Genomic DNA, 15,419 nt, shown 5'->3' with positions numbered 1-15,419 from the left:
TGGTGATAGGAGTGTAAGGTTATGAGCGATAAAAAAGAAACAACACTTCAAATAGCTGGCATGACGTGTGCTGCCTGTGCAGTGAGAATAGAAAAAGGCCTCAAAAAAATAGATGGAGTAGAGGATGCAAGCGTGAATTTTGCTTTAGAAAAATCAAAAGTAACGTTTGATCCATCCAAATCAAGTGTGAACCAACTTAAAGATAAAGTTGAATCCTTAGGGTATAAGGTGGTTAGTGATAAAGCGGAATTTGATATATCTGGTATGACATGCGCCGCATGTGCTAACAGGGTTGAAAAACGTTTAAACAAGTTAGATGGAGTTCAAAATGCAACTGTAAACTTCGCCTTAGAGTCAGCCCTTGTAGAATATAATCCTGATGAAGTTTCGGTCCCGGATATGAAGGATGCCATTAAGAAATTGGGTTATCATTTAGAACAAAAGCAAGAAACGACAGGCGAAAAGGTTGATCATAGACAGAAGGAAATTGAGAAACAAACAGGAAAATTCATATTCTCTTCTATTTTGTCCATCCCTTTACTTTGGGCGATGGTCAGTCATTTTGAATTTACATCTTTTATTTGGCTACCAGAGATGTTCATGAATCCATGGGTCCAACTCTCACTTGCGACTCCTGTTCAATTCTTAGTTGGAGGTCAGTTTTACGTAGGCGCCTTTAAAGCATTAAGGAATAAAAGTGCAAACATGGATGTTTTAGTTGCACTTGGAACCTCTGCGGCTTATTTCTATAGTGTTTACTTAAGCATTCTGTCAATAGGGTCCGATGCACACATGGTGGAATTATATTTTGAAACAAGTGCCGTATTAATTACTCTCATTATATTAGGTAAGTTATTTGAAGCAAAAGCAAAAGGGCGTTCATCGGAAGCCATTAAAAAGCTTATGGGATTGCAAGCCAAAACAGCCACAGTTTTAAGAGACGGTCAAGAAATGAATTTACCTATCGAAGAGGTAATAGCTGGAGATATCGTTTATGTTAAACCAGGTGAAAAGGTACCTGTAGACGGCGAAATATTTGAAGGGAGATCTGCCCTAGATGAGTCAATGATTACAGGTGAAAGTATTCCTGTTGATAAAACAGCAGGAGATTTAGTAATTGGCTCAACCATTAACAAAAACGGGTTTCTGAAGGTTAAGGCAACAAAGGTAGGAAAGGATACCGCCTTAGCTCAAATTATCAAAGTAGTCGAAGAAGCACAAGGATCAAAAGCGCCTATTCAACGCTTAGCCGATGTCATCTCAGGAATATTTGTCCCTATTGTAGTGGGTATAGCAATTATTACTTTTCTTGTGTGGTACTTTGCTGTAAGTCCAGGAGAGTTTGCAGTAGCACTTGAAAAGTTAATTGCCGTATTAGTTATCGCATGTCCATGTGCTCTAGGCCTAGCTACTCCGACGTCCATTATGGCTGGGTCAGGTCGAGCAGCTGAATATGGGATTTTGTTTAAAGGCGGGGAGCATCTTGAAACGACTCATCAAGTGAATACAGTGATTCTTGATAAAACGGGAACTGTAACAAATGGAAAACCAACACTTACAGATGTTATTCTCTCAAATGGGTTTGAAGAAAAGGAATTTTTAAAGTTAGTCGGTGCTGCAGAAAGAAATTCTGAACATCCGTTAGCTGAGGCAATTGTTGAGGGCATTAAAGAAAAAGGGATTGAACTAGGCAACTCTGACCATTTTGAAGCTATTCCTGGCTTTGGTATTGAATCTACAGTTGAAAACAAATCCTTATTAATTGGAACACGCCGTTTAATGGCTAAAAACAGGATTAATATTCAAGACATATTACCGCAAATGGAAAATTTAGAAAAGGAAGGTAAGACTGCAATGCTAGTTGCAATGGATCACCAATTTGCCGGAGTGATTGCAGTTGCAGATACAATTAAAGAAACCTCTCGGAAAGCAATTGAAAGGTTAAAAGAGATGGGTCTGGAAGTCGTCATGATTACAGGTGATAACAAGCAGACAGCTCAAGCAATTGCAAATGAAGTCGGAATTGACCATGTTATAGCAGAAATCTTGCCAGAAGGAAAGGCAGAGGAAGTTAAAAAGCTTCAAAAATCTGGAAAGGTCGTAGCGATGGTTGGTGATGGAATTAACGATGCTCCAGCGTTAGCTACTGCAGATATTGGCATGGCAATCGGTACTGGCACGGATGTAGCAATGGAGGCTGCTGATATTACCTTAATTAGAGGAGACTTAAATAGTATTGCCGATGCCATCTTTATGAGTAAAATGACGATTCGAAATATCAAGCAAAATTTATTTTGGGCCTTTGCTTATAATGCCATAGGAGTTCCAATTGCAGCACTAGGCTTTCTGGCACCATGGCTGGCAGGAGTAGCCATGGCATTCAGTTCAGTTTCAGTTGTTTTAAACGCACTCAGATTACAAAGGATTAAGTTAAAAGGATAATCTATCAATTTAAAAGAGAGGGTTTTTTCATGAAACAAAAAAACATGTTGACCTGGACTATTTCAGCCATTGTGTATCTTGGATTAGTAATCGGCGGTTATTCAATATATGCAAGCTTGAACAATAATAACAATCACTTGGATGCCCATGCGGCAAAAACAAAGGGTAACGAGGAAAAAGAATCTAATAATGAGCAAGCACATACCGATAATCATACGAGCAAAAAAAGTGATGGTAAGGATTCAGGGCATTCAGACCATGTAGCTCATTCAGAAATTGAAGTGGTCACAAACGTTAAATATGAAGAAGGTATAATTACCATTGATGTGAAGGATAAAGATCAAAATTCACCTAATTTACAAATTTCACATGAAAAGATTATGCATTTAATTATTGTAAGTGCCGACTTAGAAGATTATTATCATTTACATCCTGAGGAAAAAGAAAATGGCGTGTATACTCTGAAATTCGACCTACCTGAAAACTCTTATAAAGCGTTTGTAGATATTAAACCAAAAAACCTTGCCTATCAGGTTAGTCCGATAGAGCTGCACGTAGGGAAAGGTCATGGTGAACATAAGGAAAACCCACTTAAGGTTGATACAAACTTAACAAAGACAATCAATGAAAAGACAGTTGAATTAAACACTACAGAGCTAGGAATAAACAAAGATGTTACGTTAAGTTTTGATACGAAAGAGATTATTCCAGAGCCCTATCTAGGGGCTTTAGGCCATGTTGTTATTTTGGATGATAAGGGTGAGAAATTTGTTCATGTGCATCCTACATCAGAAGAAAAGACACTATTTGAAACAAAGTTTGATAAACCTGGAATCTACAAAGTATGGGGAGAATTTAAATTTGATGGTAAAGTCAATAGCTATCCATTTGTTATAGAGGTCAAATGAATTCGAAGAATAAAGGGGAATTTTTATGAACTTAGATGGGGTTAGCAAACATCTATTAATTTGCAACGGGAAAACATGCACGAAAAATGGAGGAGAAGAAGTAACAGAGACCATTAGGGGAGAATTGAAAAACTTAGAGCTGCAAAAGGAGATTCACACAACAAAAACATTATGTAACGGCCAATGCAAGCATGGTCCGATCGCTGTTCTATATCCACAAGGAACCTGGTATAAAGAAATGAATAAAACAAAAAGTGAAGAACTTATTCGTCAATTGAAAGAAAATGACACTGTTCATTTAGGCTCTGAACTTTATTACCATGATGGGAAAACATTCAAGAGCCATGAGAGTGAATGAACTATACATCTTACTTCCATATCTAAAAAGGGTTTCTGTACAGGGCGCTTAAAAATTGCGATATTCAATGGACTGATCATTTTTACCAATCAGTCCATATTTCCACCAATAGGGTTTACTTCTCCCCATTAATACTAATTGAAAATGTTCTCTTAGAAAAAATGGAAGTATTGGAAAGGGCATTAGAGTATATGTCATAAGTAATGGAGTTTCATTGTTTAACAGGTGAGTATGATTATCTTTTAAAAGTGGATAACAAAGATTGGAAGGAATTAGATTTATAAGAAAGTTAAATAAACTAGGAATTACAAGAATACTAACTAGCCTAGCTCTTAGAAAATTCAACAGTTTCACCAATATGGGAAGAAAATACCCGTTCGTAAAACTACACTTTTACGAACGGGTATTTTTTATAACATCACCTCAAATTCTTTTCTGATGTCGGAAGAGGAAACTTTTAATTCCCTCATATTAATTTAACTAGCTTATCATTCTCTATCTTGTTATGATTGTTACACCTGTCTAAATCTTCAAAAAATATCGAAAGCTCGGTGTGAAAATGAATCTTATGACCAAAGATTTACTGATTAACTTTTTAATTATCCTTTTTCCGATCTTTTTATTGCAAATGAGCTATCTAGTGAAGTACGTTTACCGTTTAGATGCATTAAAAGGATCCTTCCTATCGATATTCCCTATTCTTTCCCTTGTTCTATGCATGCTATTTCCCGTTGTTATGGAAGAGGATTTTGTGTGGGATCTTAGATGGATCCCTTTTCTGTTAGGCGGTTTATATGGAGGCTACCGGTTAGGAATCATATTGATAGTCATCACTCTTATTATCCGCTATTTAACAGGGGGGGAAAATGGATTTTATATATCATGCATCACTTTTCCACTAGTGGGTGTTTCCCTGTTTTTTATATCTAAATACTATTTGAAAATGTCTGTCAGTAAAAAAATTATCATCGGTATATCATTAATCTTCATTGTACATATTCTCACACAGTTTATTTCAACAGTAGTATTTGAACTTACTATCGGCATAAGTCTATGGAAACAATACTTCACGATCCAAGTCATAGGAATCGTTGTTGTAATCTTACTATGGGAGGTCATCCTCACTAATTTTCAGGTTCTCGAAAAATTAGTGAAAGCGGAAAAATTGCAAATCGTTAGCCATCTCGCTGCAAGCATATCCCATGAAGTCAGAAATCCCCTTACAGTTACCAGGGGATACATACAAATGTTAAGCGAAGACGTGTCTTCCCATACAAAGGTCAGATATGCAAATATTGCACTGAAGGAATTAGATCGGGCCACGGATGTCATTAATGATTATTTGACGTTTGCTGCCATAAGCCCTGAAAACACAGAGCGATTAAGGGTATCGGAGGAAATTCAGCATGTCATGAACAGCATTAAACCCTTGGCTAACAATAATGGAACAGAATTGAAGTTATCACTAATCGAAGATGAAGCTTATTATATCATGGGGGAAAGGAAGAAATTCCAGCAGTGTTTGTTCAATATCCTAAAAAACGGCATAGAATCGATGGACCATGATGGCAAAATATACATACATTTAATTCATGCTGCCTCCACCATCCAAATTAGAATCCAAGATCAGGGAATTGGAATGACGCAGGAACAAATATACCGTCTAGGTGAGCCTTACTTCACGACAAAAAATAAAGGGACTGGATTGGGCATGATGGTTTCATATAGCGTTATCAAAAGCATGGATGGAACGATACATGTGTCAAGTGTACAAGGGAAAGGGACATGCTTCTCCATTAACCTGCCCATACATAAATACGAGCCTAATTGAGTTTAGTGTTAATTGACAGTTTTAAAACTCATAGATTACAATTTAAGTAAACTACCAATATTATGAAATGATTCAATGACGCATTTGATACCTAAGGGAGATGATTGAATGAAATCGCTTACAGATGGACAGATCATTTGGGAACCGACAAAGGAACAAATCGAGCAAACGGTATTGACTCAATATGTGAAATGGTTAAAAGAAAAGAAGGGTTTAACGTTTCATGATTATCATGAATTATGGAAATGGTCGGTAGATGAACTGGAGGAATTTTGGGCTTCAATATGGGATTATTGTGATGTAAAAGCTGCCAGGAAATATGACAGGGTTTTAGCGGAGCAATCAATGCCAGGTGCGAAATGGTTCGAGGGGGCAAGGCTTAATTATGCTGAAAATGCATTATTGAATGATCAAGAAGAGAAAACGGCGATTTTTTTTCGTTCCGAACATATCAGGCAGCAGGAGGTTAGCTGGAAAGAGCTGAAAGAAAAAGTAGCTTCTGTCGCTCATTCATTAAGGAAACTTGGTGTGAAATCCGGTGACCGTGTTGTTGCCTATATGCCAAACATACCCGAAACGGTGATAGCTTTCTTGGCAACAGTGAGCATAGGTGCCATCTGGTCCAGTTGTTCACCTGACTTTGGGGCAAGAAGTGTCATAGATCGTTTCAAACAAATTGAACCTGTTGTATTACTGGCAGTTGATGGGTATCAGTACAATGGAAAAGTATATGATAAAACACCAGTCATCTTACAGCTTAAACAGGAATTGGTCTCTGTCAAGCATACCGTGTTGGTTCCTTACATAGAAAAAAAGAGTTTGGAAGATACGATTCCGTGGGATGACCTTTTAAAAGAAAAGGCAGAATTATCCTTTGAAAGTGTTCCTTTCGATCATCCGCTTTGGATTCTCTATTCATCAGGTACAACCGGGATGCCAAAACCGATTGTACAAGGCCATGGCGGTATAGTATTGGAGCATTTTAAATCAACAAGAATCCATCAAGGCATGACTTCCGAGGATACTGTATTTTGGTTTACGACTACGGGCTGGATGATGTGGAATCTCCTTATGGGCGGTTTGCTTAATGAAGGGACCATCGTCCTCTATGACGGCAGTCCTTCTTTTCCGAATATGGATGTTCTTTGGGAATTGGCGGAAGATACAGGCATGACTTTCTTTGGAACAAGCGCACCATTTCTTACGAATTCCATGAAGTTAGGAAACAAACCTCTGGGAAAATATGATTTATCTAAATTGAAGGCTCTTTTTTCCACTGGAGCTCCATTGTCTGGCGACGGTTATAAATGGGTGTATGAAAATGTCAAGAAGGATATCTGGCTCAGTTCATCCAGTGGCGGAACCGATGTATGTGCCGGGTTTGTAGGCGGTGTTCCAACACTGCCCGTGAGAATCGGAGAGATACAAGGAAGGGCATTGGGTGTTTGTGCGGAAGCCTTTGATGAGCATGGTCAAACATTGATTAATGAAGTCGGTGAATTGGTCATTACCAAACCGATGCCGTCCATGCCGCTGTACTTCTGGAATGATCAAGACGGGACAAGATACTACGAGAGTTATTTCGATACGTATCCTGGCATATGGAAACATGGTGATTGGATAAAGCTCGACGATAAGGGCAGCTGTATCATTTATGGACGTTCCGACTCGACCATCAACCGTTCGGGTGTACGGATGGGAACAAGTGATATCTACCGGGTAGTCGAAGCGATAGACGAGGTGATGGAAAGCCTTGTCATTGATAGGGAAGTGCTTGGCCGCCGTTCCTCACTGCTGCTTTTCGTAGTCCTTAAGCCCGGGGAAAGACTGGATGAATCATTGACGGCAAAAATCAAGGAACAAATCAGAGGGCATGTATCCCCTCGCTTTATCCCTGACCAAATCCATGTCGTTGAACAAATTCCTAAAACGTTGAACGGAAAGAAGATGGAAGTCCCGATACGTAAAGTGTTATTAGGTTTCGAGTTTGATAAGGTAGTGAATGCAGACTCCATGGGAAATCCAGAATCGCTACAGTTTTTTAAAGAACTAGCTCTAGAGTTGAATGAGAAAAAAATATTCTAGAATTCAGGCGGAGCAAAAAAGCTCCGTCTTTTTTTATAATTCTCTTGAATGATCTTGGTGATGAATCGCCAATAAGGTTCAATCTTCTGGAATGGCCTACCATCTTAAAAAGAATATATAAATGATGGAAAAATTTCCTTGACAATTTTAAAACAGATGAATAGAATGAAGTGAGAAGTCAGTGAGTACTGACGGTCTGTTTTTAGGGAGTGAGAACATGAGTAGCAGTAAGAAGCTAAGTACCGATGATAAGCTGCTGTTGGCGGCAATCGATCTAATAGCAGAGAAAGGGTACAATGGTGTTTCTACTCAGGAAATTGCCGGTGCCGCAGGTTTGAGTGAAAAAACACTATTTCGTCGGTTTGGAACCAAGCAAAATCTTCTAGAAACGGCATTTGACCGATATCATTATGCCGAAGAGATGACAAAACTTTTTAAAGAAAAACAAATCGTATGGGATTTGCATTCAGACTTACAACTGATCAGTCGAACATATCATGAAATCATGAATCGCAACCGGAAAATGATTATGATAAGTATCAAGGAGGAAGGTAATTTACCTGGGTTTCGAGAAAAAACACAAGAGCACCCCCGACAGTTACTGGGAATTTTGACAAACTATTTTAACACGATGCATGAAAAAGGAAAGCTTATTCACATAGACCCAGAGCTTCAGGCGTTGTCGTTCATGATGATGAATTTTGGTGCCTTTATGAACAACCTGGATGCCGATGAAAACTATCCAACCGTGTCCCTTGAGGCATTTATAATGGAGAGTGTGCAAACATTTACTAGGGCTTTAACTCCCTAGTTTTTCATGAAGAATAATGACAGTCAGTACTAACACACTTTGATGGTGAAAGGAAATGCCAATTTTTAATGAACTGAAAAAAATAGATTAAATGACAGGAGATTATGAATATGAAATCAAGCAATGCAATAGTATGGATTAATGTATTTACAGCTAAACCAGGCAAACTAGATGAATTGGTTGCTATCCAAACTGAAGAACTACTCAATTTTAAGAAGGGATCTCAAGGTGTTCCAGGTTGGATCAGCAGCCGTTGGCATCGTTCTGTTGATAATAACAAGGCGATTATGGTAACTACCTTTGAGAGTATTGATTTTCATGAAAATTGGTTAGAAAAAAGTGAATTCCGAGAACACCTTAACAAAATAAACCATCTCATTGAAGATACAGAAGGTGGGTACTACACGTTAGTGGAAGAGATTGAAAATTTGTGAATCCATTAAATTATAAGGTTTTTATTTTAAACAAATTATTTGTTTGTTATTAACAAGGAGGAGAAAACATTGGAAAAATTAAAGATTGGAATTATCTTAGGAAGCACACGCAAAGGACGCGTTAGCCCACAAGTGGGAAAGTGGGTAAAAGAAATAGCTGATAAACGAGAAGATGCGAATTACGAAATCGTCGATATTGCAGCCTTTAACTTGCCATTTGTTGGAGAAGGTTCTGGTAAAGAACCAGGAATATTAGCTTGGTCAGAAAAACTCTCTAGCTTGGATGGTTTTGTGTTTATCGTACAAGAATACAATCATAGCATTACAGGGGCATTAAAAAACGCACTTGATTCCGCACGTGATGAATGGAACAACAAAGCTGCAGGCATCGTGAGCTATGGTTCAACTGGCGGAGCTCGTGCAGCCGAACATTTGCGTGGCATCTTAGGGGAATTACTAGTTGCGGATGTTCGGGTAAATCCAACATTATCACTATTTACAGATTTTGAAAACTTCAAGACGTTTAAACCAGCTGATTTACACCTTGATAATATCCATGCAATGTTAGATCAAACGATTGCCTGGAGCGGTGCCTTAAAAAGATTACGATAAGCTTGATAGTTTACTAGCTTTGTCCTTCCCTCTAATTTATTAACAATATTCTTGATAGTTAATACTAACACTCATATTAATGGTGCATAAAGAGCTTTTTCCTTAAGAAAGCTGCTTCCATATTCAAACCATCTTTGAACTTCAGTGATAAGTGAATTGGGATAGTATATTTTAAACAAAACGAGACAAAACGAGACAGCAATCTCATTTTGTCTCGTTTTTTTTCGACTGAAAATAGATAAAGTCCTAATTTTACCGCCTCCCATTTTGGCACGGTAATTGCACTATATAAGATTGACTCGCTATTACTGATTGGGGGCTGAAAAATGGAAACGGTTCAATCGAATGAAATAAAGTTATCACAGGACAAGGCTTATTGGATGTACAAAAAAATGCTGGAGATCAGAAAATTCGAAGACCAAGTTCATGAATCTTTTGCAAAGGGTATTTTACCAGGGTTTGTCCATTTGTATGCTGGGGAAGAAGCGGTGGCTGTAGGTGTATGTGCCCACCTATCCGAAAAGGACAGCATTACAAGCACTCACAGGGGTCATGGCCACTGTATTGCCAAAGAATGCGACCTAAACGGGATGATGGCTGAAATTTATGGGAAAGTGACAGGGCTTTGCAAGGGAAAAGGCGGTTCCATGCATATTGCCGATTTGGATAAAGGGATGTTAGGTGCGAACGGGATAGTCGGTGGAGGCTTTCCGCTGGCATGCGGTGCAGCATTAACTGCCAAATATAAAAAGACCGATCATGTTAGTGTTTGTTTTTTTGGTGATGGAGCCAACAATCATGGGACATTCCATGAAGGGATAAATCTGGCGGCAATCTGGAAGCTACCCGTAATATTCATCGCTGAAAATAATGGGTATGGGGAAGCCACCCCTTTCAACTATGCTTCTAGCTGTAAAACGATAGCCGACCGGGCGATAAGCTACAATATCCCGGGTGTCCGGGTGGATGGGAAAGATGTATTGGCTGTGTATAAGGCTGCTGAAGAAGCCGTTCAGAGGGCTCGCAGGGGAGAAGGCCCATCATTGATCGAATGTGTTACTTATCGTAATTATGGACACTTCGAGGGAGATGCACAGAAATATAAAAAGGAACAAGAAAAAAAGGAGCATAAACAAGAGAAAGATGCGATTGCCCTATTCAGGAGTAACTTACTGAATCAGAATCTGCTGGCGGAAAAAGAACTGATTTCTCTCGAGAATGCCGTTGAGGAATCTATTAAACAAGCAGTTAAGTTCAGTGAAGATAGCCCATATCCAGAAGCGTCCGATTTATTAAACGATGTTTATGTATCCTATTAAACCATAAAAGGAGGAATTGAGATGAGCAGAAAAATCAGTATGTCGCAGGCAATAAATGAAGCAATGGCCATGGCAATGAGAAAAGACGAAAATGTCATCCTTATGGGGGAGGATGTAGCCGGCGGTGCAGAAGTTGATCATTTGCAGGATGACGAAGCATGGGGTGGTGTTTTGGGTGTCACAAAAGGATTGGTTCAAGAGTTTGGCCGGGATAGAATCCTCGATACACCCATTGCGGAAGCAGGATATATGGGAGCGGCCATGGCAGCCGCTTCGACAGGATTACGACCGATTGCCGAGTTAATGTTCAACGATTTCATTGGCAGCTGTTTGGATGAAGTATTGAATCAAGGTGCGAAGTTCCGCTATATGTTCGGGGGAAAAGCACAGGTTCCCGTGACGATCCGTACGATGCATGGTGCAGGGTTCAGGGCTGCAGCTCAGCATTCACAAAGCCTTTATGCCTTGTTCACCAGCATTCCTGGATTGAAGGTGGTCGTTCCCTCATCCCCCTATGACGCAAAAGGGCTTTTACTTTCAGCCATTGAAGATAATGATCCTGTCATCTTTTTTGAAGATAAAACGCTATACAACATGGTGGGAGAGGTTCCGGAAGGCTACTATACAATCCCAATCGGCAAAGCTGAAATGAAAAGGAAAGGCTCGGATTTGACTATCGTTGCCATCGGTAAACAAGTTCACACAGCTATGGAGGCTGCTGAAAAACTCACAGCTAAAGGCATTGAAGTTGAAATTGTCGACCCGCGGAGCTTGTCACCACTGGATGAAGAATCGATTCTCTCCTCTGTGGGAAAAACAAATCGTTTAATTGTGATCGATGAAGCGAACCCAAGATGCAGCATCGCAACGGATATTGCCGCACTGGTGGCGGATAAGGGATTTGACACGCTCGATGCGCCAATTAAGAGGATTACGGCACCGCATACACCTGTACCTTTTTCTCCACCGCTTGAAGATATTTACCTTCCAACATCAGAAAAAGTGATACAAGCCGTTTCAGAATTATTGGGGGAGCCTTCCATTCTTGGGGTGTAATTAAATCGATATGATGCATGCTCCAGCTTTTTCGCAAAGAACTGCAAAAGTTGGAGCAACAAATCCAATGATGGACAAACAAACCAATCTGAAGGGAGAAAAAAATATGGCGGTCGAAGTGGTAATGCCGAAATTGGGCATGGCAATGAAAGAAGGTACTGTATCGATGTGGAGTAAGGCTGTTGGGGATCCAGTCCAAAAAGGTGAAGCAATAGCCAGCATCAATTCAGAGAAAATAGAAATGGATATTGAATCTCCGGCGGAAGGTACGATTCTGAATATAGCTGTTCAAGAAGGACAAGGAGTACCTCCAGGAACCGTTATCTGTCATATCGGTAATCCGAATGAAAAAATAAAGACCGATGAACCTGTTGCTGAAGGAACTCAGTTGAAAATTGATGAACAAGAAAAGCTGAAAACAAAAGAGTCCCACACTTTGCCAATGGGAGACCGTTTAATGATCACCCCGGTTGCACGAAAAATGGCGCAGGCAGCGAATCTTGACATTGAGAAGATTCAAGGCACCGGGCCCGGAGGAAGAATCACTAAAGAAGATGTACAGAAAGTAATTGTGAAAAGGGATTCCATGCAGGTAAATTCAGGAGAAAGTATAGTTCCGCCACAACCTGCTTTAGAGAGTCGGCAGCAGATTCCTGTTACGGGCATGAGGAACATCATCGCTAACCGTATGAAGGAGAGCTTGCAAAGCAGTGCCCAATTAACTCTAACGATGAAAGTTGATGTCACTGATCTAGTCATTTTGCAAAAACAGGCTACAGAAACGCTACAAAAACATGAATCAACTAAATTGACTATAACGGACTTTGTTGCCAAGGCTGTCGTGCTTTCACTTAAAGAGCATCCTAAAATGAATAGTGCCTATATTGAAGATAAAATCATTTTGTATGAGCATATCCATCTTGGATTAGCGGTGGCCTTGGAGAATGGACTCGTTGTTCCCGTCATTAGAAATGCCGAAAATTGTACGCTAACACAGTTATCGAATAAGGGTAAGGAATTGGCCCGGTGTGCACGTGACGGTCAATTGCCTATTGAAGACATGCAAGGATCCACTTTTACAATCAGTAACCTCGGGGCATATGGCGTTGAGCACTTTACACCCATTCTCAATACACCGGAAACGGGGATACTTGGAATTGGCTCTGCTTACGATACCCCAATTTATATTGACGAAGAATTGGAGAGAAGAACGATCTTGCCACTCAGTTTAACTTTTGATCACCGTGTACTGGACGGGGCACCCGCTGCTGCCTTTTTACAAACACTAAAACGGTATTTAGAAGAGCCGATCACCATGATTTTATAGAAAAGGAGGGAAAGTTCTTGAATCGTATAGCTATTATAGGCGGAGGTCCTGCGGGGTATGTAGCGGCAATCACTGCTGCCCAGCAGGATAAGGAGGTCATACTGGTAGTCGATGGACCATTGGGGGGTACCTGTTTAAACGAAGGCTGCATGCCAACGAAGTCATTATTGAATAGTGCCGATACGTATGATTTGGTGAAACATGCCGGGGAAATGGGAATTCGTCTTCATTCCAATTCGATTGAAGTCGATTGGGATACCGTACAGGAACGAAAAAGAGAGGTCATATTTAAACTAGTGAACGGCATTCGATATTTAATGAGTAAGAATAAAATAAAAGTCATTCAGGGCAGAGCTTCCATCCTTTCAAACGATCGACTGCTGATCGAGAACGGAAATGAAAATGAAGTGATTGAAGCAAGTAAGATCATCATTTCAACGGGGTCAGAACCGATTCCATTACCTTTTGCGCCGTTTGATGGTGATTGGATTATCCACAGTGGCCATGCCATGTCACTGCCTTCCATTCCCGATTCGCTGCTAATTGTCGGAGGCGGCGTCATCGGATGTGAATTTGCCAGCATTTATAGCAGGATGGGCACCAAGGTTACCGTTATCGAAATGGGGGAAAAGCTGCTTCCAGGGGAAGATGATGATATCACGAGCATTCTGCATGGCGAATTGAAGAACCAAGGCGTTACAGTCCATATCTCCACAGCTGTCAAAAACATCAATGCAGCCAGTAAGACGGTATTTTTGGAGAATAGCGCTGGCGAATTGGAAGAAATGCATGCTGATTACGTACTCGTATCAATAGGAAGAAAACCAAGATTGAATGAAATGGGCCTTGAAGAAAACGATATTGACTTTTCCCGACTTGGCATCTCGGTGGATGATCGAATGCAAACAAGCAATCCATCGATTTATGCCTGTGGTGATGTGATAGGCGGTATACAACTTGCCCATGTTGCTTTTCATGAAGGACGGGTGGCGGCCCTGAATGCCTGCGGTCAATTTGCACAAGTTAATTACCGGGCAATCCCTCGCTGCATTTATACTTCCCCGGAGATTGCTAGTGTAGGCTTGACCGAAAAAGAAGCGCGTCAAAAATATGGCGAAATTAAAGTTGGTGAATTCGCTTTTTCGGCAAGCGGGAAAGCTGTCCTTTCCAATAAACCGGCAGGAAAGGTCAAAGTCCTAGTGAACCCACAATATAATGAAATTGTAGGTTTTTCCATTGTTGGTCAGCATGCAACAGAATTGATTGGTCAAGGAACGATCATGCTGCATGCAGAAATAACGGCAGATATGATGGAAGATTTAGTTGCGGCGCATCCAACCTTGTCGGAATCCATACATGAAGCTCTTTTAAATTCTGTAGGTCAAGCTGTGCATTGCTAAAATTGAAGGGGGAATTTGTATGGCTAGCGGTCAACGGACGGCGATAGTCACTGGTGCAGGTCGTGGTATCGGACGTGCCATTGCATTAAGATTAGCTCAAGATGGATTGAATGTGGTCATTAATGACGTCAATCTGGATACGGCTGAATCGGTCGTGAATGAGATAAGGGAACTTGGACGTGAAAGCTTTGCCGTTAAAGCGGATGTAAGTAATAGACGGGAAGTATTCGAAATGGTGAATCAAGTTGTGGAAAGTTTTGGACAATTGGATGTTATGGTTTCAAATGCAGGAATTGCTCAAATAAAGCCTATATTGGAAGTAACTCAAGAGGATCTTGAACAGATTTTCAATATAAATGTAAATGGTGTCCTCTTTTGCCTGCAAGCCGCGGCTGAACAAATGAAAAAGCAAGAAGGCGGGAAAATCATAAGTGCTGCCAGCATAGCCAGTTATAAAGGTTTCAGTTTACTAGGTACATACTCGGCCACAAAATTTGCCGTTAGAGGAATTACACAAGCGGCAGCACAGGAATTGGCCCAGTTTGGCATTACGGTGAATGCTTACTGTCCAGGAATTGTCGGGACGCAAATGTGGGATTTGATCGATGAAAAAATGGGCCAATATATGAATCTTGCTAAAGGGGAAACATTTAAAAAGTTCACGGATTCCATAACCTTAGGACGCTCAGAAACCCCAGAAGATGTTGCTAAATTCGTATCTTACCTTGCTTCACCGGATTCGGATTATATGACAGGGCAATCCATCATGATTGATGGAGGGGTTATTTTTTCATAAACTAACGCATTAAATTGTTCGATGGAGAAGCATCATGTGA

At 40.3% G+C, this 15,419-nt stretch carries 13 protein-coding genes and 1 pseudogene; all 14 read left to right on the top strand.

Annotation, left to right across the window (positions count from 1 at the left end):
• Positions 1 to 21: 21 nt before the first annotated feature.
• Positions 22 to 2,442, top strand: coding sequence for a heavy metal translocating P-type ATPase (locus ACIQ0C_RS13575; protein ID WP_403060682.1), 2,421 nt, complete (start codon positions 22 to 24; stop codon positions 2,440 to 2,442).
• A 29-nt stretch (positions 2,443 to 2,471) separates the two neighbouring features.
• Positions 2,472 to 3,350 carry a hypothetical protein gene (locus ACIQ0C_RS13570; protein ID WP_403060679.1) on the top strand — a complete coding sequence of 293 codons (879 nt, stop codon included), beginning with the start codon at positions 2,472 to 2,474 and terminating at the stop codon, positions 3,348 to 3,350.
• 25 nt (positions 3,351 to 3,375) lie between these two features.
• Positions 3,376 to 3,708 carry a (2Fe-2S) ferredoxin domain-containing protein gene (locus ACIQ0C_RS13565; RefSeq protein ID WP_403060676.1) on the top strand — a complete coding sequence of 111 codons (333 nt, stop codon included), beginning with the start codon at positions 3,376 to 3,378 and terminating at the stop codon, positions 3,706 to 3,708.
• Between the two features lie 155 nt (positions 3,709 to 3,863).
• Positions 3,864 to 4,147: pseudogene (locus ACIQ0C_RS13560) on the top strand (Lrp/AsnC ligand binding domain-containing protein); the annotation flags it as partial.
• Between the two features lie 120 nt (positions 4,148 to 4,267).
• The gene (locus ACIQ0C_RS13555) at positions 4,268 to 5,539 is read left to right on the top strand and encodes an ATP-binding protein (protein ID WP_403060673.1); all 1,272 of its coding nucleotides are present in this window, start codon (positions 4,268 to 4,270) and stop codon (positions 5,537 to 5,539) included.
• Positions 5,540 to 5,647: 108 nt separating this feature from the next.
• Positions 5,648 to 7,624, top strand: coding sequence for an acetoacetate--CoA ligase (locus ACIQ0C_RS13550; protein WP_403060670.1), 1,977 nt, complete (start codon positions 5,648 to 5,650; stop codon positions 7,622 to 7,624).
• Positions 7,625 to 7,841: 217 nt separating this feature from the next.
• A complete protein-coding gene (locus ACIQ0C_RS13545) occupies positions 7,842 to 8,435 on the top strand; it encodes a TetR/AcrR family transcriptional regulator (RefSeq protein WP_403060668.1) in 594 nt (197 codons plus the stop codon).
• A 110-nt stretch (positions 8,436 to 8,545) separates the two neighbouring features.
• Complete coding sequence (locus ACIQ0C_RS13540) at positions 8,546 to 8,869, top strand: antibiotic biosynthesis monooxygenase family protein (RefSeq protein WP_402841709.1); 324 nt, start codon at positions 8,546 to 8,548, stop codon at positions 8,867 to 8,869.
• 69 nt (positions 8,870 to 8,938) lie between these two features.
• Positions 8,939 to 9,481 carry an NADPH-dependent FMN reductase gene (locus tag ACIQ0C_RS13535; RefSeq protein WP_403060665.1) on the top strand — a complete coding sequence of 181 codons (543 nt, stop codon included), beginning with the start codon at positions 8,939 to 8,941 and terminating at the stop codon, positions 9,479 to 9,481.
• A gap of 326 nt (positions 9,482 to 9,807) precedes the next feature.
• Positions 9,808 to 10,800 (top strand): thiamine pyrophosphate-dependent dehydrogenase E1 component subunit alpha, encoded by a 993-nt coding sequence (locus ACIQ0C_RS13530; RefSeq protein ID WP_403060662.1) that lies wholly within the window; start codon positions 9,808 to 9,810, stop codon positions 10,798 to 10,800.
• 21 nt (positions 10,801 to 10,821) lie between these two features.
• Positions 10,822 to 11,856 (top strand): alpha-ketoacid dehydrogenase subunit beta, encoded by a 1,035-nt coding sequence (locus ACIQ0C_RS13525; RefSeq protein ID WP_402841701.1) that lies wholly within the window; start codon positions 10,822 to 10,824, stop codon positions 11,854 to 11,856.
• A 106-nt stretch (positions 11,857 to 11,962) separates the two neighbouring features.
• Complete coding sequence (locus ACIQ0C_RS13520) at positions 11,963 to 13,183, top strand: dihydrolipoamide acetyltransferase family protein (RefSeq protein WP_403061084.1); 1,221 nt, start codon at positions 11,963 to 11,965, stop codon at positions 13,181 to 13,183.
• Between the two features lie 17 nt (positions 13,184 to 13,200).
• On the top strand, positions 13,201 to 14,583 hold the full coding sequence (gene lpdA / locus ACIQ0C_RS13515) for a dihydrolipoyl dehydrogenase (protein WP_403060659.1): 1,383 nt from the start codon (positions 13,201 to 13,203) through the stop codon (positions 14,581 to 14,583).
• Between the two features lie 19 nt (positions 14,584 to 14,602).
• Positions 14,603 to 15,379, top strand: coding sequence for an acetoin reductase (locus tag ACIQ0C_RS13510; RefSeq protein WP_403060656.1), 777 nt, complete (start codon positions 14,603 to 14,605; stop codon positions 15,377 to 15,379).
• The last annotated feature ends 40 nt before the right edge of the window (positions 15,380 to 15,419 follow it).

It is taken from the genome of Peribacillus sp. NPDC096448, from assembly GCF_044762675.1.
In the GTDB taxonomy this organism is placed as follows: domain Bacteria; phylum Bacillota; class Bacilli; order Bacillales; family DSM-1321; genus Peribacillus; species Peribacillus frigoritolerans_B.
Note: the sequence above shows the minus strand (reverse complement) of the source record. Positions and strands in the feature narration are given on the sequence as shown.